The following is a 19,606-nucleotide window of genomic DNA, read 5'->3' on the forward strand; positions in this document are numbered from 1 at the left end:
AGTTCGAGCAGTATTTTCATGTCAACCTATCACCTCTGGTCAAACGGGAGTGAATGGGTCAGCTTATTCATACAAACTAATCCAATCTATTCGGATCATCAACAGCAGACATCATTATCAATATATGGCAAAGCGACCTGATTTCAAGCACATTGCTTTCCTTCCCGGACGCAATTATCGACCTCATAATCTTGGGGTCGATTTTTTCTAATAGTCCATCGGAATAGTTGAGCATGTCACGGGCCTTGAACCTCAGCTGTCCTTCCTCGGTTTCATATTTTGCGCCATCCTGAAGAAATATGGCCTTCAAACCTATTAATACCCCATCGTTTGTTTCCGTTGTCAGTTGGTTTTCTGCACTTAAGATCAAAAGGGAGACAATCCAGATCAGCATGGATAAACCTTTTCTGTTTCGGCTTGGGGCCATAGCCAGCATCGACTTCAGTTTTTGCTTCAGGTACGCGGTGACGAGCAGTTTTTCAGCCCCCTGGAATGATATGAAAAGTTCTGATAGGTTATTTAGCTGCCAAAGGTTCAGCCTGTCAGGATTATCGCATAGCGCGTCAACAAACAAAAGGAATTCCTTGCTATGTACCTGGTCGGTGGTTTCAAACAGAATATCGAAGAATTGAAAAGTTAGGTAGCTCTCGATGGTATGCAAATGCGCGGTCAGGCGCTTGATGAAAGCCTCCTTTTTTTTTGGCTCGTCAAGCTGCACGTCCATAATGTTGCGCAGGACATTCTGGTGATGTTCGGTCTGTTTTCTATCATCGTGTCTTTGCCCTCCGATGTCCAGCAGGCCCACATAGTCAAAGTCGCCGATTTCTATCCTTCTTGAAGAACTAACCACTAAGGCAAAGTAAGCAGCGATCGCGCCCTTGGATTTCAGTTCCAAAAGATCGCTAGTAGCGTAATATCCCAGCAATAAACTTGCAGCTATACCTTTAACTAGCGAGACAGGGATAGCATCGCCATTGACTAACAACCTATCTACTGCGCTTTGCTCGAGGTATTTTTCTGGTGCCTTTGCCTGTGAAAAAATATTAATGTGCCCGGTATACAGCCTATCGGGATAGAAACCCTGGGGTATATGTCCCAGCCTGAACAAAAGCGCACAGGTGGTTTCGGTTGATGCTGCCGAAAAACTGGTTAGGATATGCTCCAATGAGCTCGTTTCAATCGCGCCAAATTCATGGCCCATCAGCGCAAAGATGGGCATGTACTCGTTTCGCCCATGCTGGTTGAAAGTTTCAAGTTCCATCATGTCCTTGAATGCCGCGCCAATTTTATTTCTGATGTTGGGTTGTTTATTGCATAGCTTGATAAGCATCGCATACAGGAGATAGGCATGATGGGAATCGAACATCATCCTGGTGGTTGTGGAGGAGATCAAAAATTCCTGCCAGCTCCTAATATCATGTATTGCCTCGTACATCTTGATCAGTAAAAAGCTTGGCTTGTCGCTAATTAGCTCGTAATCTTTCTTATATGCATATAGCTCGGCTACGAAATCGTCATTTTCAAATAGCCCGATATGCTTTTTGATAAAGGTGTCCAGGCCAAATTCTGGGCTGTAGTCGATGTACAGTAGCCAGGCCTTGGCCTGGTCCTGGATACTGATCTTATCCAAATACCTGTCTACAATTACTGAGGCGGCGGACATGCGTATCTTAAAATCAGCGTCCTTCAGTGCAGCATACATCAGTTCAGAGAACCGTTCCTGTCGCGCAATATTTTCAACCCCATCATCGGAAAGTGAATGACTGAAATCTAGATAACTTGCTTCGCCGAGAAGCCCGTACACCAGTTCGCTCAATAGTTTGCCCTCGATCCTTGGATCCAATCGATGGAACAATAGTTTTAGGGCAAATATTCTGGTTACACCCACAAGCTCAGCTAGCAGGCCATACACATGGTCCAGCACCTTTTTTCCAAAATTAAGCTTGGTGCAGAACCTGAACCATTCGTAATGGTCGGTGTCTCGGCTAAAGGTAGATCGTATCACGATTTCGATTCCCTTTGTTTCGTTTAGCGGATCAAAGATCAATAACAGGCAAGCAGCATTGTACCTCAGCGGAAGGTCAATGTTGTTCATAGCATAGCGTAGCGCTGACAGGTACTCTGGCCTTGATGTGATCTTGTTTAGTGATTCCCTTAACTCTGGATATCTGGAAAGGGTATATTTCCCTAAAAACCTGACCACTGTCAGAAATTCGTTCCGGTAGATTGTCGAAGACACCTCTAGGCACTTGAGAAAATAGCGCAGGTAAAGTTCTGATATCCCATGGTCATGTTCTGGAACCGGCCTGTTTTTGATGACATAATCGATTTCTTGCGCTGTTGGTTCTGCGAAAAAATAATCGAGTATTTTCAGGCGCACTTCGGTCTTGTATTCGAGGATGGAAGTTTTTTCAAGGATCGGTGGGACGATAAGCTTAAATTCTTTGACCCCATGGTAAAGGTAGAGCAGGATGGCCGAGGCGTCGGACAACCTGTTCATTTGGAGTACGCTAAAGATGAGAAAAGATTTGAGTGGTTCCTTTCCGATTCTTTCTTCAAGAAGGCCATATAACTTGATATCCCCATCGGCAGCAAAGCGAACAGCTCTTTCAATAAACGAAACCGGTGGTTTTTCATCCGAAATGGCAAACCAGTACTTTAGGGTTTCACTCTTGCCATAATCTTTGCCAATCTCGATCTCCAGACCCTGTATAACATGGAAAAGATTGCCTTCGGTAATTTCTTTGTTTAAAATGTGTTGCGCCCTGGTCGCAAGATTGGGTTTTGCTAGGCCCTGTGCAACCAGGATTGCCCGCTGTTCCACATCAAAATACTCGGGCACTGCTAAGGAGATCACGGGAACGAAGCTCTGGCACGAGAAGGTCATGGCAGCAAGATGGTATTTGGCAACTTCAAAGAGCTCCTTTTTTTCCTGCCCGTCCAGCTCAAATCCCTTGTGCAGCAAAAATGCGGATAGGATCGCTACCGGAAGTTCATCGGAGGTAGATTTTGAGGGATGAGCAGGAGAAAGGTAGTTTTCGTAAAGCCATTCAAATCCTGGCCTGCCAAGGGCAGCATAGACATATCCATAGGCATTGGGGACCTGTTTGTCATCAAGACCCCAAAACTTCAAGGGTGAAAAGCCCAATAGTTTCACTTTTTCCAAAAATAGCTGGTTGAGCGAATCCACTTTTGATTCTGCCAGCAAAAGCGCGGCGACTGGGGTAGCAATTTCTGATATCAAAATCTCACCAAGAAATTTTTTCAGGAAGTCTGTCACCAACGTGTTTTCCCCAATTTTTCTGGCGACTGTGGACACGAAGGAAACAATTCTCCAATGGTCATATGGGTCGCTGCCCAGGTCGATGGTTTCTCCACTGGAAAGGGTGGTGTAGGAATAATGGCCAACCAGCATCTGGAACAACTGATGGGACTGGAAAGTCAGGCCCCCGGTAGACTTTTGAAGGAAAGTCGTGGTCAGGAATTTGATTGCCTCATCAATAATCAAGTTGCGGCTAGGGTCACTAGGTAAAATCGTACATACCTTATCGATGGCTGCAAACAGACCAGCGTCGGTGATGGCGCTGTTTTTGGAGGAATAAATTGACCATGCGACTTGCGAAACAAAAGGCAATCGCTGAAAATTATTTGGGTAAAACTGGATAAAATTTACAAAATCTTTTTTGTTATCATCCTCGCTCCATGACAGTTTCTTCAAGATTACCTCATAAAGGATATCCCCTAAGGTAGAGGAACTATGTCCGGTAACCAGAAATTCCCTGATCAATGTAGCAATCAATGGGGTGGTGGTATTGCCGAAAAGTTCCGGGTTTGATTTCAAGATTTCCATCCTACTTTTGGCATCCGTTAAGGCATCATGGGCTGAAAGTCCTTCGGCAAGGGCCTCGTTTTCCAGTATTTGGAAAATATCCTCTTCGCCAAGGTCTATCGTTGTCAGGCAGTTCCAATCGTTGAAGTGGATGTGCTTTTGAACCTCAAAAGGCCGGCCAGATGCCACTATGCGTGTGTTTGCCTGGTGCTCAGAAAACGCGGTAAGATGAACCGTAAGGTCCACAATTTCAGAACGCGAGAGTTCATCCACTCCGTCAACAACGAGTGTTATTTCTTTTCCAGATTCCAATAGTCCGTCCAATTCAAAATAACCGCCGGTTAGGCCCAATTCCTTGTTTACGAAGTCCTCGATTACCTTGCTAAAGGTGCTGCTCTCACTTTTGATCTTTCCCTTGAGGTAACCAGCAGTTAAGAATATGCAGATATTTTCATCACCCAGTTGTTTTACGAAATGCTGTGCCAATAATGTACTTTTGCCACTACCGATGTCACCAAACAAAAATGTTGGTTTATCGCTGTCCAGCAGTTCGCCAATTTCTTTTATCACCACCTCAAGTTGCCTTACCTGTTGTATCTTAGTTTTCTCCAAACTGGTAAGTTCTATCTTGACTTCCCTATTGTGCCTGGCTACCTGTCTTTCGGCCATTTTGGGCAATCTTTGATGGTTTGCATTTGCATAATATTTCAAGCTGATCAACCTTTCAAGCTGGATTTTTGCCCTCTTTGAAAACTCTGCCACATCAAAAAACAGGTATTTACTTGCCTCGGGAGCTCGGTTTCCCTGGCTTACCTTAACAAATGCAAGTTCGATATCGGCCTTGCCCAGGAACTTTTGGAGCAGGTCGGTTTGGTCCTGTTTTTTTTCCAAGGCCAGCATGAGTTCGGCGTAGATGTAGTTTGGGGCGAACCTGTTCTGTTGATCCAGGTAGAATTTACTGGTCTGGATTTTTTCCAAAATTATCCCCTCGTACAACTTGTCATCAGGTTGACCGAAATGCCAGGTAATCTGCTGTAAGAATTGTATCAGCAGTGTTTCGTCTAAGGGCGGAGTGTCTATAGGTCCATACTGGAGACTATATTCATCCAATATAAAACTCAATACGATAGCAAGGTCCTGTTTGTCCTTTTCCACTTGATGTGTTGATATCTTTTCAAGGATCGAATAATCAGGAAAGGTGACCCCTAGTTTCTTGGAACGGTCGCTTGCCATCTCAGAGCCAATTTGATTGGTCGAAAAAAAGCCAAACCTGGAACTGGCGCTCTTTTCACTGTTCAGCCATAACTGGAGGAAATAGACTAGGGTATTCAATATCTGGTTTGAATTCAGGGTGAACTTGGTATCCTTTTGGTAGTTCTTTTCCTCCTCAACATAGCCGTTTTTACCGTTCTGAAGGTAAACGTCACCCTTGTATTCAATGGCAACATTGACAAATAGGCTGTCCACCTTTTCAAGCTCGTCGAGTGCCAATGCAATCGCACGTTGTTTTTGGAGTGTAAATCCCTTGGTCTTGTCCCCAGCTTCCCTTTTTATAACTTTCATGCCTTTTTTGTTCACAGATCAAATATAGGTTAAAAGGGTAAATTTTCTATCTGCTCACAGGTGCCTGACTGGGTTATTTACTAACACATCTCATTCAAGTTTTGGGATAAAGTACACGTGATCCTGCTAAAGCATTTGGCTAAACTAAGTGTTTGTGTCCAGGTAAACCAGTTCAGTGGGTGTCCCGCTAGGGATTGTCAAATCCAGTTTTTTTTCCTTCACAATTTTGCTCTCGTTCTGAGGGCAATGGGGCCTGAGGGTTTTATTTTCTGGTTTATGTTACAGCAATTTTCTTGGGGGCAGTTTCTGATCGCTATGGTCGTGCTCAATCTGGTTTGGTATGTCTTTGTAGGTCTGGTGTTCTACCGGGCTGAGGTGATGGCTTTTTTGGGCAGTGGTGCGGGTGATGGTGTTCCGCTCCGTGATGGTGGTGGTTCGTTGAAAGTTCAGCCTTCTGGCAAAGGAACAAATAGTGATGAAAGGATCGAACGTGAAGTGGATGCTGCGCTGATGGGGAGTTCGAGGTTGCCAGAGGGAGTGGAGGTAAAGAGCTCGGCGCAGGTGAGCTTTTCAACTTCCGATGCTGATGGGAAATATGACCAGGTCGGGCTGATAGCGGACGTAGTGCAGGAGCTAAAAGAGATCTTTTCCGAGCTGGAGAAAAGGGCAGGGGACAAGAAGGACTTCTTCAGGCTGCTGGGAAAACTGAAGGAGGAGTATGGTCCGCTGGGAGGACATCCATCGGTAGGTGCTCTGACTGGTTTCATCGTCGAACGTGCGTCTTTTCACCTGACGGCGGACGAAATCGATAACCTCTGGTATTAGTTCAAGTGATGGTATTTAAAAATTTGATTATGAAAATTTTGAAAGTAAAAAAGCAAAGCCAAGGAGCCAAGCCGAAAGAAAAGGGTAATTATTGTAGGATTTTATCATCTGGCATTATAACAGTACTGATTATCATTGTGTTAATTGGAGCTGGACTGAAAGGCTTTGCACAAGATGGCAATGCTGGGATACAGGAAGCTACGAACAAGGTGAAGGGCTACTTTGATACGGGTTGCGACCTGATGTATGCCATCGGAGCAGTAGTGGGTATCATCGGGGCGGTGAAGGTGTTCAACAAGTGGAATGCGGGGGAGCCGGATACCAATAAGGTGGCTGCAGCCTGGTTCGGTTCATGCATTTTTTTAGTCGTAGTGGCCACGGTACTGAAATCGTTTTTTGGGATATGATTAAGGAGGCAAGAGATGGCAAGTGTATATCAGATCAATAAAGGGGTTTCAAGGCCAATTGAGTTCAAGGGGCTGAAGGGTGTCTACATCGGAGTTTTGGCGGGCGGGCTGGTATTCCTGCTCGTGCTGTTTGCAGCATTGTATATTCTGGGCACGCCGATCTATGTGGTGGTTCCGCTGATCCTGAGTTTGGGAGCGAGCCTGTTTGGCGGAACTTTTAGGCTATCGAAAAAGTTTGGCGTTCATGGACTAGCAAAGCACTTCGCGAAGCGAGGTTTGCCCAGCCACATCAAATTCAGTTCAAGAAGGGTTTTTACAGGTATGAAGGGAGGGCGTCATGGTGGAAAGTAAGATGATCCTGCCGATTTATAAGATCGAGTATAGCTGTATTCTTTCGCGTCAGGGCGATGTAACGGTGGGTTTCAGGGTGCAGCTGCCCGAGATCTTTACCCTTTCGGACAGGGAATACGAAACCTATCACCAGGCATGGGTAAAGGCGATCAAATTGTTACCATCAAATTGCGTTTTTCATAAACAGGACTGGTTTACCAAGGGCAGCTTTAGTGCGGACTTTGAGGGAGCAGGGGACAGTTTTCTTTCCAGGTCATCAGAAAGGTTCTTTAACGAAAGGGAATACCTTGGCCATAGCTGTTATATCTTTCTGACCAGAAAGCCTGTGGGCAGGAAACCCTCAAGCTCTGCTTTAAGCAATGTGCTAAGAAAAAGCATCGCCCCGAGCATAGCCACAAATAAGATTCTTGTTGATGAGTTCTTGGATAGTGTTGGGCAGTTCAAACGTGTGCTGGAGGACTCTGGTTTTTTGGCTCTGAATAGATTGGGTGATGATGAGCTGGCAGGCTCTGCCAACTTCCCAGGCGTATTAGAGAAATATTGTTTTTTGCTCGGTGAAGGCGAAGCTCCGGTCATACGTGATATACACCTGCGCGACGAAATTCGGGTTGGAGATAAGCATTGCCAACTGTTTACGCTTTCGGATGTGGAAGATCTGCCTTCGATGGTAGGAAGTAGAATCAACTACGATAAGTATTCAACCGATAGGACCAAGTTCTCGGTCGGGTTTGCCTCGCCTTTGGGGCAGCTGCTTAACTGCAATCATATCTATAATCAGTATGTCTTTTTGGGCGATGCAGGGGCTACGCTTAAAAGATTGGAGGCGAAAAAGTTGAGGCTGCAGTCCTTAAGCGGTTATTCAAGGGAAAATGCGATCTCTCGGGATGCGGTGAACGATTTTCTGAACGAGGCGATCGCCTCGGGCAGGCTTCCGGTGAAGTCACATTTCAACGTTTTGTGCTGGAGTGAGGATGTGGGTGAGATGAAGGAGGTGCGGAATTTGGTTTCCTCGGCGATGGCACAAATGGATGCGGTAGCAAAACAGGAGACGGACGGGCAGGCGCAGGTGTGGTTTGCGGGACTTCCGGGGAACGAGGCGGACTTTCCGATGAACGATACCTTCGATACGTTTCTGGAACAGGCTACCTGCTTCTTCAATTTAGAATCAAATTATAGGTCTAGCATTAGTCCATTTGGTGTGAGGCTAGGCGATAGGCTGAGCGGAAGACCGGTACATGTGGATATCTCGGATGAGCCGATTGCCTTGGGGATGGCAACAAACCGGAACAAGTTCATATTGGGACCTTCGGGCTCGGGCAAGTCGTTTTTGACCAACCACCTGATGCGGAGCTACGCCGAGCAGGGGGCGCACGTGGTAATCGTAGATGTGGGGCATAGCTATGCCGGGCTTTGCGAGCTGATGGGAGGCTATTACTTTACCTACTCGGAGGAAAACCCGATTGCCTTTAATCCATTTTATTTGGGAGAGGGCGATGTGATGGATACCGAGAAAAAAGAGAGCATCAAGACGCTGCTTCTGGCACTGTGGAAGAAAGATGATGAAAGTTTCAGGCGGTCGGAGTACGTGGCCTTGAGCAACGCACTAAGCCTATATTTCGAATTCCTGGATGGAAGGAAGGATGTGTTTCCATGCTTTAATTCATTCTACGAATTTCTGCAGGCGGGATTTGGCGAGGAGCTGGAAAAGCGGGGAGTAAAGGAAAAGGATTTCGATAGCCAGAACTTTCTTTATGTGCTATCGCCTTTTTATCGGGGTGGTGAGTTTGATTATCTGTTGAATGCGAGATCGAATCTTGATCTGCTCTCCCAGCCCTTTATCGTATTCGAGTTGGATAACATCAAGGACCATCCGATACTTTTTCCGGTGGTGACGCTGATCATCATGGAGGTATTCATCTCCAAGATGAGGAAACTGAAGGGAGTGCGTAAGGTATTTCTGTGTGAGGAGGCTTGGAAGGCGATAGCAAAAGAAGGAATGGCCGAGCAGCTGAAATATCTTTTCAAGACGGTTCGGAAACATTTCGGTGAGGCGATCGTAGTGACCCAGGAAGTAGAGGACATCATTTCCTCTCCCATTGTCAAACAGGCGATCATCAATAATTCAGACTGTAAGATTCTGCTCGACCAATCCAAGTACCAGAACAAGTTCGATCAGATCCAGGAACTGCTCGGACTGACCGACAAGGAAAAGGCGCAGGTGCTTTCGCTGAATAAATCCAACGATCCAAAAAGGAAGTACAAGGAAGTGTTCATTTCTATCGGTGGGCAGATGAGCAAGGTGTACAGGACGGAGGTTTCTCTTGAGGAATATTTGTGCTACGCCACCGAGGAAAGGGAAAAGGTTAGAGTGATGGAGTATGCCAGGAAGTACGGTTCGATGCAAAAGGGGGTTGCGGCTCTGGCCAATGAGATCAGGGCAAAGCCGGGCTAATATCAAAAATCATTAGGGTAAGTTGAGGCTTGGCTTAGGCTATACTTTTGTAAAGCAAAGCCCTTGTTCCGCCCAAAAAAAATCAACAGAATTTTTAACGAAAAACGAATAAAATGAAAGCAATCAAATTATTGCTATGGCTATGCTCATGTCTTGCTTTAGCGAGTTGCACAAGCGATAAAATCAGGGAATTTATGCCCGGAACTTATGTAAACTCTGCGGGTGGAGAGTTCAGTGTTGCTAGTGATACACTGAAAGTCGAGCTCATTGAGGGGAACAATTACCAGATACTTCGAAGCACCGGCTACAATCTCATACGCAATGGAAAGGTTGGGGCAAGGGAACATGAAACCGATCAATGGAGCTGCGCCTACAGCACAGCCTCAAAAACTTTGACCGAACTGAAAAAGGGAAAGATCATCACATTCTATGCGGACAGCGGCACTTTGAAAGTAGGAAGAAGGGTGTATCAAAAAATTAATTAACTGGAATTAACAATATGAAAATGATGGGGACTATGAAAACCGCATAGCGCTCTTCATGGCAACTAAAAAACAAAATATGAATATCATGAAAAAGTTTATGGTGATACTGCCGATCTCGGCGATGACAATATTTGTGTCGCTTCCTACCGGGGCAAACGCGCAGGTGGCGTTTCTGGAAGTGATCAAGGCAGGGGTAAAAAAAGTGATCAAGGCGATGGATTTGAAAGTGCAGCGTTTGCAGAACGAAACGATCTGGCTACAGAATGCGCAGAAGGTCTTGGAAAACCAGCTTTCAAAATTGAAGCTTGGTGAGATCGCAGACTGGACGCAAAAGCAGAAGGAACTGTACGGACAGTACTATGAGGAGCTTTGGAAGGTAAAGTCAGCAATCGTGTATTACAAAAGATTGCGTGACCTGACCGAGGTCCAGGTGAAGATCGTGGACGAGTACAGGTGGGCCTGGAACCTGTTCGGGAAGTCGGGACACTTTTCCGTGGATGAGCTGAACGCAATGGAAAAGGTGTATTCGGGGATACTCGAACAATCGGTAAAGAACGTGGACGGCATCCTTTCGATTATGGGATCGTTCAAGACGCAGATGTCAGATGCGGCCAGGCTGGAACTGATCGTTGCTGCAGCGGCTGCGATGGAGAAGAACTGGCAGGACCTGAAAAGGTTCAACAGGGAGAATAGTTTGCTTTCTATTCAAAGGGCAAAATCATTGGACGAGGTAGCAAAATTAAAGGAGCTGTATGGAATCGAAAATTAAATCAATCGTCAGGTTTTGTTTAATAGCACTACTTTCCATTTGGGGCTTGGCCTTAAGCTCCGCTTGCTGCAAAGCCCAGACCTATAACGAAATCTTTCGACAAAAGAAAACGCAGGAAAAATACCTCCTTAAACAGATCGCCTACTTGAAGCTCTATGCCGATCAGGCCTGGAAGGGTTACAAACTGGTCAGTGGAGGTTTGGAAACGATCAATGATTTTACTTCTGGAGAGTTCAAGCTGCACGAAGCGTTTATCTCCGCTTTATCAAAAGTGAGTTCATTGGTAAGAAAGGATTTTAGGGTAGAGGAAATCGTCAAGTTTCAATTAAACATCAATTCCAGTTTTAGGGCTTTGCTGAAAAGCTCAGCCTTGGCCCAAGCCCCAAACCAACTTTATTACAGGGCTGTACAGGAAAAGGTCATGACAGAATGTAATGCCGACCTGGATGAACTGATGGATATCGTGCTCTCTGGCAATCTGGAGATGAACGATTCGGAAAGGCTTTCCAGGCTGAAGAAGATCCATGCCTCCATGCAGGAAAAGGCTGGCTTTGCAAGATGGTTCTGCACGGAAGCACAGCTCCTTTTGCAAAGCCAAAAAAGAGAATTGAACGACATTAACGAATTGAGGAGGCTTTATGAAAAGAATTAGAAGATACGGTCTAGTGGTTTGGGTGATGATGCTTTTTGGGCTGGGCGCTAGTGCCCAGTCCCATGAGGCAACCAGCCTGATGCTGAACGTAGAGAAGCTCTCGCAGCTCAAGAACATCCTTTCGGATATGAAAAAAGGGTACACCGTGGTTTCGCAGGGGTACAAAAAAGTGAAGGATATCGCTTCGGGCAATTTCTCGCTGCACGAGGTGTTTCTGGACGGGCTAATGGTGGTCTCTCCGGAGGTGAAAAAATACAGAAGGGTGGCCGATATCATTTCGGCGCAGAAAAGTATCGTTTCAGAGTACAAGGCTGCGCTTCGTGCCTTTCGGGGTGCCGATGTCTTTAATCCATTTGAACTGGATTATCTGGGCAATGTATACTCCTCACTGTTTGATGCCTCATTGCAGAACCTGGATGATTTGGCGATGGTGATCACTTCGAGTAAACTGCGCATGAGCGATGAGGAAAGGCTGAAGGCAATAGATCGGATCTTTTTGGATACTTCGGACAAGCTCGAGTTTTTGCGGGATTTTAATAGGGGAGCAGTGGTGCTTTTCAAGCAGAAGCAAAAGGAGAAAAGGGAGATCGAGCAGCTGAAAATGTATTACGGACAATAAAAACTTTAAGGTTATGAAAAGTAAATATTTAGCGGCTGTTGGGGCGATGCTGATGGCAGTACTATTGCCCAGCCTTAGCAAAGCCCAGGGAATTAGCGATAGTCTGAACGGCATGCAACCGGTACTGGAAAAAGTCTATCAGGATATGGTCCCCCTCTGCTCAAGGTTGATCGACGTGTCGCGTGGGATTGCGGGCTTTGGGGCGCTGTGGTATATCGGGAGCAGGGTGTGGCGGCAGATCGCCGTGGCCGAGGCGATCGATTTTTATCCGCTGTTACGCCCGTTTGCACTGGGAATGGCGATCGTGATGTTCCCGCTAGTGATGGCGCTCTTTAACGGGGTGCTGCAACCGACAGTTTCGGCTACGGGTGCGATGGTGAAGGATAGCAATAGGGCGATTGCGGTGCTGTTGGCGCAGAAGGAGGCGGCGCTGAAGAAGACCAAAAAATGGCAGATGTATGTGGGAGAGGACGGCAATGGTGATCGTGAGCACTGGTACAAATATACACACCCGGATGACCCGGACGGTTCGGGCGAGGGCATGCTGGAGTCGGTATCCAATGACATGAGCTTTTTTATGGAAAAGCAGGGCTATAATTTTAGAAACTCGATCAAGCAGTGGATGGCAGAGGTGCTGGAAGTGCTTTATGCGGCAGCGGCGCTGTGCATCAATGTGGTTCGGACTTTCATTCTGATCGTATTGACCATTCTGGGTCCACTGGTATTCGGGTTTGCGGTGTTCGATGGGTTTCAGCAGAGCCTGACGGTCTGGATAGCCCGGTACGTGAACATTTTTATGTGGTTGCCGATTGCCAATATCCTTGGGAGCATCTTGGGGAAGATCCAGGAGAATATGTTGAAACTGGATATCTCCCAGATAGGGGCTGAAGGGGAAACTTTCTTTTCTTCCAGTGATGTTGCTTACCTCATTTTTATGGTGATAGGGATCGTAGCATACTTCTGCGTGCCAACGGTGGCAAACTATATCGTGCATGCGGGAGGTGGGAATACGATCCTTCAAAAGACCAATATGATCGTGTCAAGTTCTTCAAGAACTGTAGCAAATGCCGGTTCAGCAGGTATGGGCATGGCAGCGGATGCACTGGGGAATGGACCAAGGTTAATGTCGCAGGGCTATGCGGGCGCTTCGTAGGGTGATTATTTCCCAGATGGAAATAGTGGTGGTTCAGCTCATCAGCGAGACAGGCTAAGTGGCAAATAAGCTAATTTTTTGGGCTTTGCTAAAAGCGGAGCCTTTTGCCAAAGCCCCAAATTAAAGCGCCCTAACAAATAACAGATTATTCATTAGATGATTTTCAATCATGTTTACACAATTTAGAAATATAGATACCGCCTTCTCGCACATCAAAAGGTTTTCGCTCTTTCTGATCGTGGCCTGCGTACTGGTGTCTGGATTTGCGATCTGGAAAAGTTTTGCGATGGTGCGCGAGATTACAGGAAAGGTCTACATCCTGGCCAATGGAAAGGCTTTAGAGGCGTTTTCCGCGGAAAGAAAGGACAATGTGGCCGTTGAGATCCGCGACCATGTGAAGATGTTCCATTATTGGTTCTTTACGCTTGACCCCGATGAAAAGGTAATTGCATCCAATATCGGAAAGGCTTTGTACCTGGCCGATGGTTCGGCAAAAAGGACATACGATAACCTGAAGGAGCAGGGCTATTTTACCAATCTGATATCGGCAAATGTCTCGCAGAGCATTACGGTCGATTCTGTCCTTTTAGATATGGCGCAGGAGCCCTTCAGTTTCAAATGCTATGCGACGCAGGTTTTGGTCAGGTCCACTTCGACGGTTTCTAGGAAACTGGTCACGCAAGGGTATCTGAGGAATGTTTCCCGCTCGGACAATAATCCCCACGGCTTCCTGATCCAAAGGTGGGAAACGGTACTGAACCAGGATGTCGTAAAGCCTTAAGTGATGGGAATCAGAAATCTATTCGGCAGGAGAAAGGAGGCAAAGCCTTTGGCTCCGCCCCAGGAAAGAACTGCAATAAAAATAGCAGAAAGAATATTGGCGGTGCAACGAAGCACAGCAGCGAAGCTGAATGCCATGGCCCAAAAGATGGGAATTGTTAAAGTGAAGATTCTGTTAGGGGCTCTGCTTCTAGGCTTTGCTTTTTATTGTGGCTATCTGGTGTATAGCGCACTATTTAAGATTTAATCAACTCGATTTTTTAACAATCAAAATTCAAATTTTATGGAAACAAGAACAAGGGACAAGAGGAAAATCCTTTTGGTATTGCCGCTGCTTGTCATGCCTTTTCTGGCATTGGCATTCTATGCTGGCGGGGGAGGTAGAGGTAGTGGAGATGCTGTTGCGTCATCCAAGGGAATAAACACGGCACTTCCCGATGCGAACTTTAAGTCCGAGGAACCAGTCGACAAGATGGGCTTTTATGCAAAGGGTGAAAAGGATACTTCAGGTTCAAATGGCATCTCTGGTCTTGCGGGGAAGATGGGCTTCAATGGTGCGGAAGACGCGAAGACCGCCGAGATCAATACAAAGCTGGCAGCGCTCAACAAGGAGATCAATTCACCACCTGAATCTGTGACTATGGGCGGTGCCAAGAGCTCTGCTTCAAGCCAAGCCCAAAAAAATTCTAATGGAAACATCTCCGGAGATGTCGATAGGCTGGAAATGCTGATGAAGTCCATGAAACAGGACATGGGAGCCGATCCGGAGATGGAGCAGATGAATGCCATGCTGGAAAAACTGCTGGATATCCAAAATCCTGGCCGTGCCCAACAGAAGGTAGTTGCAAAAATCTATGGCGATGGGGCAGAAAAAGAATTTCTGGCCGTACCTGCAGAAATCGCTTCAAGCGGAAAAGCGGTGCAGGGATCAACCATTCGGCTACGTCTTTTGGATTCAGTGGTGCTGAAGAATGTGGTCATTCCAAAAGGGCACGAGGTATTTGGGCTGTGTCGCCTTGTCAACCAGCGGCTGTTGCTGGATATCAAAAGCATTCGGCTGAAGGAACTGATCATTCCAGTGGAGCTAACGATGTACGGCATGGACGGAATGCCGGGGCTAGAGGCAAAAGATGCAGTGTTCGGCGATGTGGCCTCGGGCGGTGCGGTGGATGCAGTGGGCGGGATTTCGGTGTATGGTCTGGATGGAATTGGCGGACAGGTGGCAGGTGCAGGGATTGATGCGGCAAAGTCCCTTTTTTCCCGCAAAGTGCGGGTGGTAAGGGTGAAGCTGAAGGCTGGAGAGAAGGTGCTGCTCAGGAACAATAGGCCCGAAAAATAATGGCGATCTGGATTGCTAGGAATGAGCTGATGGAGCTGGCCAGTGAACTTTCAACAGCGGCAGGATACGGAAGCCGGTTTGTAGTCTATCCAGAGGGGCTGGACAATTATTCGGCATCTGATTTTGAGACCGCAAGTTCGATTGCCCAGGCAGGAGATACTGCACTAAATATCGAGTTCGCAAGGATCGAGGAACTGGGCCCGTTCCGAACCCAGCTGGAAAGGAGCCTAGAAAGGGAAGGTGGGGAAGTAGTGGTAGTTGCAGATTATGGTAAGATGGGGCTAGATGGCGGAGACATTTATTCCGACCTGGAGCGGATTGGCATGCGGATCCCGGTCATCGAGCAGCATCTGGAAGAGCTGGGAGAAAGGTGGGGCGATATTTCCCTTGAGCGAAGGATAGGCAGGTTCCACATCGGTATGGAGCTTTACCGGACCGAATTTAAAGGCGCATTCCGCATCCCGGAGTATGCCATCCTGGTCCCAAAGCTGCTGGGAACAGAGCTGATTGCAGAGCACTATGTGGCAGAAGTGATAGCGCTTGAGGAGGATTTCAAGCGGACCATCGGGGCTGAGCTCGGATCAGGGCCATTTGTAGGAGATGGGGAACTATCGGTCAACGCCATGGGCTCTAGGTGCATCGATTTTCTGCTGTGGACCCACGAATTTCCAGAGGAGGGCTTTGAGCAGCGCTGCAAGATCTTATCGGGCCTTTGCCAGGGTTATCCGGTCGGAAAGGAAGTAGAACAGTCGATGTATATCGTGCATCCGGAGTTAAAGTACCAGCTCTATCATCCTATCCAGTTTCCCTATACGGTAAAGGTGGAAAGGGCGGTGGATATGATCCGCGATGTCAATGATATGAAGTTAACGGCCAGGGAGGCCTATGAAAATGACAATTTAAAAAAAGCGATTATGGAAGCTAAAAATTTGGAGAATCTGAAAGAGGAAATGGTGAGACTTGGGTTCAGTGAGAACCTGATCGGCCAGATGGAAGCAAAAATGGCTGCGAACGAGCCGAGGTTTATTTTGTATGACGAGCTGCAAACGGACAAGGGAAGGGTGGAGCTGGCGCTGCACTTTAACCAGTCCAGGAGTTCGGAGTATTATTACTTCAACAAGTTTGATGTGGTCAAAGAGGTGCAGCCACCGCTTGCCCCGGGAGAGAAGTATTTTGTGACCTCACAGCGCCAGGGAGAGGATGCGATCGTAAAGACCTTTGAGATGCCTAGCCTAGCGGTAAAGGAATTCAATGCAAGGCTGGAAGCCTCCAAGGACATCCGCGGTGCAGCGCAGATCTATGCCGGTGCTGACCTTGGTTCATCAAAGGAGCTGGCGACAATGGCCGATGGAAAGATCATCGACGTGGACAAGGAGTTCTATAAGACCCTGAAAAACCCTGCGCCTGGACAGACAATCTATCTGGAAAAGGGAAACGGGTTTACGCTCTCGCAGGCACTGAACCTGCTTTCCGGCCGTTCGGTGTACCGCGAGGACATGCTCAACGTACAGAAGAACGAATATACCGCCTGGGCAAAGCTCGACTTTGATGTTCGTGACCGAGGTGGCAATTTCCATGTGAAGACCTTTAGCGAAGGCTACGGGTATGACCTTTCTGCGGTACTTGACAGGTATGACCTTGTAGAGCTGAAGGATGCCAAGGCGCGTGAGGTGTTCGAGGCAGCACTGAAGAACGGTGATATGGCGCCGGCTACGGTGGAGGTGAATGGGAAGAAGGAAACTATTTTGGTTGTGGCCGTACCCGAGTTCAAACAGGTGAACATGTATTCGCTGGAAGGTAAGTCGATCAAGCGCGAGAACGTTGCCAAAGAGGAGAAGATTGCAGAGGTAGGTGTTGGGAAAGAAAGAACCGTGAAGAAAGGCAAGGAGCAGGAAGAGGGACTTTCAGTCTAGCACTTGCTTATTTCGCTGCTTTTGCTAATTTTAATCTTTCAAATCAAACTATTGTTCAACTAATCAAATTCAAAATGGAAAATTTCAAAAAGATCAAGGAACTGGTTTCTTCTATAGAGGCCGATGCGGAAAAGTTTTATGATAAGGCCAATGCTGCTGCCGGTACGCGTGTAAGTGGCTGTTGCACAACTACAATTTCTTAATTCACGTTAGATAAATCTTCCGTTTTTAATATTTTCAAATGCGGCAACCTATCCTGTTGCCGCATTTTTATTTTATTTGAGATTCATTATTTAAGTAATTGCTTAAATACATATATTTGAATTTTATTTAAAACATGGAAAGTTGCAAACGAATTTTCGCGGACCAAGGGCAGATTAGTAATTGTAGGGAAGTCCTCAAGGAGAGAAACGTTATGTTCTCAGATTTATCCGGATCGTTGGCCCTTACCGGAAATGAGGTAAGGTTAAAGATGCTTTTCCTTTTGCACAGGGAAGGCGAACTATGCCCCTGCGACCTGAGTGACATATTGGATATGACCATTCCCGCAATCTCACAGCACCTTCGCAAATTGAGGGACGGAGGAATGATCGGACCGAGGAAATCGGGGCAGACGATTTTCTATTCCATCAATGTCGCGTGCTTGGAACTGCTCCAGCCCCTGTTCATCAGGCTTGAAAACTCGTTAACAAATGCACAGTTATGAAAGGCAAAATCAAAAATAGCTGGATAGCAGGACTTGTGGCGGCAGCAATGGCCTCACTTTGTTGCATTTTACCCATGTTCGCAATTATTGGAGGTGTAGGGGGCTCATCAGCAACCTATTTCAGTTGGGCCGAACCCTACCGTCCGTATATCATTGCACTGACCATAGTCTTATTTGGGTTAGCATGGTACAATATGCTGCAAAAAAAGGCAATAAAGAAGGCTGAATGCGGATGTGAGGAAGAAGCAAAGGGCTTTATGAACTCAAAAGGTTTCCTTTTGATCGTGACCGTGATATCTGGCCTGTTGATCACCTTTCCCTATTATTCAGATTTGCTGTATGCAAAACCAGTTGCAGCTGTAACCGTTGGGCAATCCCAAAAAAGACTAGCTACGGCAAGGCTTTCCATACAGGGCATGAGCTGTGCAGGCTGCACCAGCCACATTGATGGGGGACTAAAAGGAATAAGTGGAATATCCCGATCGATGACCTCTTTCGAAAAGGCAATGACCGAGGTCAGCTATGATCCAGATAGTATTTCAACGGACAGCATCAGCAAGAAAATCAGGCAGATAGGTTACAGGAATAACATTATAAACTAAGATCAAAAACATGGCTACAACAGCAATCATATCCATATCTACGCTCACCTGCCCAGCATGCAACTTTGTAAAAAAAGAAGAGATGCCGACCACCTCGTGCCAGTTCTTCTACGAGTGTGAAAATTGTAAAACTATATTGAAACCGCTCAAGGGAGACTGCTGTGTATTCTGTAGCTACGGAACAGTAAAATGTCCTCCTATCCAGCAAGGAACATCGTGCTGTGGCTAGCTAACGATTTCGTAAAAGGTAATCAGGTTGCCGTGAAGGTCTAGGGTAGCCAGGTCACGATGTCCCCAATATTGTTCCTCTACTACCGTATCTTCGCTATGGAGTACACCCTGGGCTTTATATTCCAGGTAGAGTTCATCAATCCCCTCGACTTCAACCCTGCAACTTGCCGTTCCCGCCAGGAACGTTTCCGCTCCCGACCATATCGGCCTTAAAAAAAGTGCAAAGCTCCTATATTTCCAGCTCTTGTCGCACGCCTGCCAGAGATGGATCTCCACTTCGCCCCTTACCAATATGGCAAAACTATCCTCCTGATGACGTGCATGGAAGCCCATTTTTGATTTATAGAATTCAACTGCTTTTTTGATGCTGACCACTGGAAGGGCAGGTATGGTGTTCTTAAATCTGATCATAATAAGTTTGTTCAATGATAACCAGCACTAAAATTAGTGATTTTTATTCTTAAAAAGCACTGAACTTTTTTACCTGTAAATAATCACATGTATATCATAAATAATTGATAATCAGATTATTAATTTGTATATTTGCTTATGCAAGGCAAGAAGAACTATCAGGAAAGGCTTTTCATAAGCTTTCAACTTTCAGACCATATACCCGCAGATAATTTCTATCGACGTTTAAACGATACACTGGATCTCAACTTTGTTTACAGGGCAACTGCTAAATATTATGGCAGCGAAGGCCAGAAAAGTATCGATCCCGTTGTATTCATGAAGCTGATGCTTGTCGGCTACCTTGAAAACCTTTCCAGCGACAGAAAGATCATCAGCACATCGAGAATGAGAATGGACATTATGTTTTTTCTGGGTTATGACCTAGATGAGGAATTGCCTTGGCATTCCACTTTGAGCAGGACTAGGCAACTTTATGGCATGGAACTTTTTGAGAAACTATTCAAGCAGGTACTTAAA

19 protein-coding genes and 1 pseudogene are annotated in these 19,606 nt (G+C 46.4%); 18 read left to right on the forward strand and 2 right to left on the reverse strand.

Annotated elements, in window-relative coordinates; all coding sequences use genetic code 11:
- Positions 1–76: 76 nt before the first annotated feature.
- Entirely contained in the window at positions 77–5,407 is a 5,331-nt protein-coding gene (locus WG904_RS19445) for an NACHT domain-containing protein (RefSeq protein WP_339581022.1), read from the reverse strand.
- 261 nt (positions 5,408–5,668) lie between these two features.
- Between WG904_RS19445 and WG904_RS19450 the strand changes: the two genes are divergently transcribed.
- From WG904_RS19450 to WG904_RS19530, 17 genes and pseudogenes are all read left to right on the forward strand, one after another.
- Positions 5,669–6,217, forward strand: a complete 549-nt coding sequence (locus WG904_RS19450) for a hypothetical protein (protein WP_339581023.1) — start codon at positions 5,669–5,671, stop codon at positions 6,215–6,217.
- A 29-nt stretch (positions 6,218–6,246) separates the two neighbouring features.
- On the forward strand, positions 6,247–6,624 hold the full coding sequence (locus WG904_RS19455; RefSeq protein ID WP_339581024.1) for a DUF4134 domain-containing protein: 378 nt from the start codon (positions 6,247–6,249) through the stop codon (positions 6,622–6,624).
- Positions 6,625–6,639: 15 nt separating this feature from the next.
- Positions 6,640–6,975 carry a DUF4133 domain-containing protein gene (locus WG904_RS19460; RefSeq protein ID WP_339581025.1) on the forward strand — a complete coding sequence of 112 codons (336 nt, stop codon included), beginning with the start codon at positions 6,640–6,642 and terminating at the stop codon, positions 6,973–6,975.
- 1 nt (position 6,976) lies between these two features.
- Complete coding sequence (locus tag WG904_RS19465; protein WP_431844439.1) at positions 6,977–9,427, forward strand: TraG family conjugative transposon ATPase; 2,451 nt, start codon at positions 6,977–6,979, stop codon at positions 9,425–9,427.
- Between the two features lie 113 nt (positions 9,428–9,540).
- Positions 9,541–9,912, forward strand: a complete 372-nt coding sequence (locus WG904_RS19470) for a hypothetical protein (RefSeq protein ID WP_339581027.1) — start codon at positions 9,541–9,543, stop codon at positions 9,910–9,912.
- 55 nt (positions 9,913–9,967) lie between these two features.
- The gene (locus WG904_RS19475) at positions 9,968–10,681 is read left to right on the forward strand and encodes a conjugal transfer protein TraI (RefSeq protein WP_339581028.1); all 714 of its coding nucleotides are present in this window, start codon (positions 9,968–9,970) and stop codon (positions 10,679–10,681) included.
- Positions 10,665–11,333: a hypothetical protein gene (locus WG904_RS19480; protein WP_339581029.1), complete on the forward strand. Its 669-nt coding sequence runs from the start codon at positions 10,665–10,667 to the stop codon at positions 11,331–11,333. The genes WG904_RS19475 and WG904_RS19480 overlap by 17 nt, the downstream gene beginning before the upstream one ends.
- Positions 11,320–11,952: a TerB family tellurite resistance protein gene (locus WG904_RS19485; protein ID WP_339581030.1), complete on the forward strand. Its 633-nt coding sequence runs from the start codon at positions 11,320–11,322 to the stop codon at positions 11,950–11,952. The genes WG904_RS19480 and WG904_RS19485 overlap by 14 nt, the downstream gene beginning before the upstream one ends.
- Before the next feature lie 13 nt (positions 11,953–11,965).
- Positions 11,966–13,105 (forward strand): conjugative transposon protein TraJ, encoded by a 1,140-nt coding sequence (traJ, locus tag WG904_RS19490; protein ID WP_339581031.1) that lies wholly within the window; start codon positions 11,966–11,968, stop codon positions 13,103–13,105.
- Between the two features lie 169 nt (positions 13,106–13,274).
- Positions 13,275–13,886, forward strand: a complete 612-nt coding sequence (gene traK / locus WG904_RS19495; RefSeq protein ID WP_339581032.1) for a conjugative transposon protein TraK — start codon at positions 13,275–13,277, stop codon at positions 13,884–13,886.
- 3 nt (positions 13,887–13,889) lie between these two features.
- Positions 13,890–14,132, forward strand: coding sequence for a hypothetical protein (locus tag WG904_RS19500; RefSeq protein ID WP_339581033.1), 243 nt, complete (start codon positions 13,890–13,892; stop codon positions 14,130–14,132).
- Positions 14,133–14,168: 36 nt separating this feature from the next.
- Positions 14,169–15,224: a conjugative transposon protein TraM gene (traM, locus tag WG904_RS19505; protein ID WP_339581034.1), complete on the forward strand. Its 1,056-nt coding sequence runs from the start codon at positions 14,169–14,171 to the stop codon at positions 15,222–15,224.
- Positions 15,224–17,137 (forward strand): hypothetical protein, encoded by a 1,914-nt coding sequence (locus WG904_RS19510; protein ID WP_339581035.1) that lies wholly within the window; start codon positions 15,224–15,226, stop codon positions 17,135–17,137. The genes traM and WG904_RS19510 overlap by 1 nt, the downstream gene beginning before the upstream one ends.
- Before the next feature lie 74 nt (positions 17,138–17,211).
- Positions 17,212–17,310 (forward strand): annotated as a pseudogene (locus WG904_RS19515) (histone H1); the annotation flags it as partial.
- Between the two features lie 242 nt (positions 17,311–17,552).
- On the forward strand, positions 17,553–17,843 hold the full coding sequence (locus tag WG904_RS19520; RefSeq protein WP_431844440.1) for an ArsR/SmtB family transcription factor: 291 nt from the start codon (positions 17,553–17,555) through the stop codon (positions 17,841–17,843).
- Positions 17,840–18,445: a mercuric transport protein MerTP gene (gene merTP / locus WG904_RS19525; RefSeq protein ID WP_339581036.1), complete on the forward strand. Its 606-nt coding sequence runs from the start codon at positions 17,840–17,842 to the stop codon at positions 18,443–18,445. Before WG904_RS19520 ends, merTP begins: the two co-directional genes overlap by 4 nt.
- 10 nt (positions 18,446–18,455) lie before the next feature.
- Positions 18,456–18,674: a GDCCVxC domain-containing (seleno)protein gene (locus WG904_RS19530; protein ID WP_339581037.1), complete on the forward strand. Its 219-nt coding sequence runs from the start codon at positions 18,456–18,458 to the stop codon at positions 18,672–18,674.
- Here WG904_RS19530 and WG904_RS19535 read toward each other — a convergent pair.
- Positions 18,671–19,084 carry a VOC family protein gene (locus WG904_RS19535; protein ID WP_339581040.1) on the reverse strand — a complete coding sequence of 138 codons (414 nt, stop codon included), beginning with the start codon at positions 19,082–19,084 and terminating at the stop codon, positions 18,671–18,673. The genes WG904_RS19530 and WG904_RS19535 overlap by 4 nt on opposite strands.
- A 141-nt stretch (positions 19,085–19,225) precedes the next feature.
- On the opposite strand from WG904_RS19535, the gene WG904_RS19540 reads away from it, so the two are divergent.
- Positions 19,226–19,606 (forward strand): transposase (locus WG904_RS19540; RefSeq protein WP_339581038.1); only part of this gene is annotated, 381 nt, incomplete at its 3' end.

This window comes from Pedobacter anseongensis, from assembly GCF_037482965.1.
Taxonomy (GTDB): domain Bacteria; phylum Bacteroidota; class Bacteroidia; order Sphingobacteriales; family Sphingobacteriaceae; genus Pedobacter; species Pedobacter anseongensis.

Bases quoted from the DNA above. Each gene is read 5' to 3' on its own strand.
- WG904_RS19450 (WP_339581023.1), top strand. From the start codon at position 5,669: ATGTTACAGCAATTTTCTTGGGGGCAGTTTCTGATCGCTATGGTCGTG.
- WG904_RS19455 (WP_339581024.1), top strand. From the start codon at position 6,247: ATGAAAATTTTGAAAGTAAAAAAGCAAAGCCAAGGAGCCAAGCCGAAA.
- WG904_RS19460 (WP_339581025.1), top strand. From the start codon at position 6,640: ATGGCAAGTGTATATCAGATCAATAAAGGGGTTTCAAGGCCAATTGAG.
- WG904_RS19465 (WP_431844439.1), top strand. From the start codon at position 6,977: ATGATCCTGCCGATTTATAAGATCGAGTATAGCTGTATTCTTTCGCGT.
- WG904_RS19470 (WP_339581027.1), top strand. From the start codon at position 9,541: ATGAAAGCAATCAAATTATTGCTATGGCTATGCTCATGTCTTGCTTTA.
- WG904_RS19475 (WP_339581028.1), top strand. From the start codon at position 9,968: ATGGCAACTAAAAAACAAAATATGAATATCATGAAAAAGTTTATGGTG.
- WG904_RS19480 (WP_339581029.1), top strand. From the start codon at position 10,665: ATGGAATCGAAAATTAAATCAATCGTCAGGTTTTGTTTAATAGCACTA.
- WG904_RS19485 (WP_339581030.1), top strand. From the start codon at position 11,320: ATGAAAAGAATTAGAAGATACGGTCTAGTGGTTTGGGTGATGATGCTT.
- traJ (WP_339581031.1), top strand. From the start codon at position 11,966: ATGAAAAGTAAATATTTAGCGGCTGTTGGGGCGATGCTGATGGCAGTA.
- traK (WP_339581032.1), top strand. From the start codon at position 13,275: ATGTTTACACAATTTAGAAATATAGATACCGCCTTCTCGCACATCAAA.
- WG904_RS19500 (WP_339581033.1), top strand. From the start codon at position 13,890: ATGGGAATCAGAAATCTATTCGGCAGGAGAAAGGAGGCAAAGCCTTTG.
- traM (WP_339581034.1), top strand. From the start codon at position 14,169: ATGGAAACAAGAACAAGGGACAAGAGGAAAATCCTTTTGGTATTGCCG.
- WG904_RS19510 (WP_339581035.1), top strand. From the start codon at position 15,224: ATGGCGATCTGGATTGCTAGGAATGAGCTGATGGAGCTGGCCAGTGAA.
- WG904_RS19520 (WP_431844440.1), top strand. From the start codon at position 17,553: ATGTTCTCAGATTTATCCGGATCGTTGGCCCTTACCGGAAATGAGGTA.
- merTP (WP_339581036.1), top strand. From the start codon at position 17,840: ATGAAAGGCAAAATCAAAAATAGCTGGATAGCAGGACTTGTGGCGGCA.
- WG904_RS19530 (WP_339581037.1), top strand. From the start codon at position 18,456: ATGGCTACAACAGCAATCATATCCATATCTACGCTCACCTGCCCAGCA.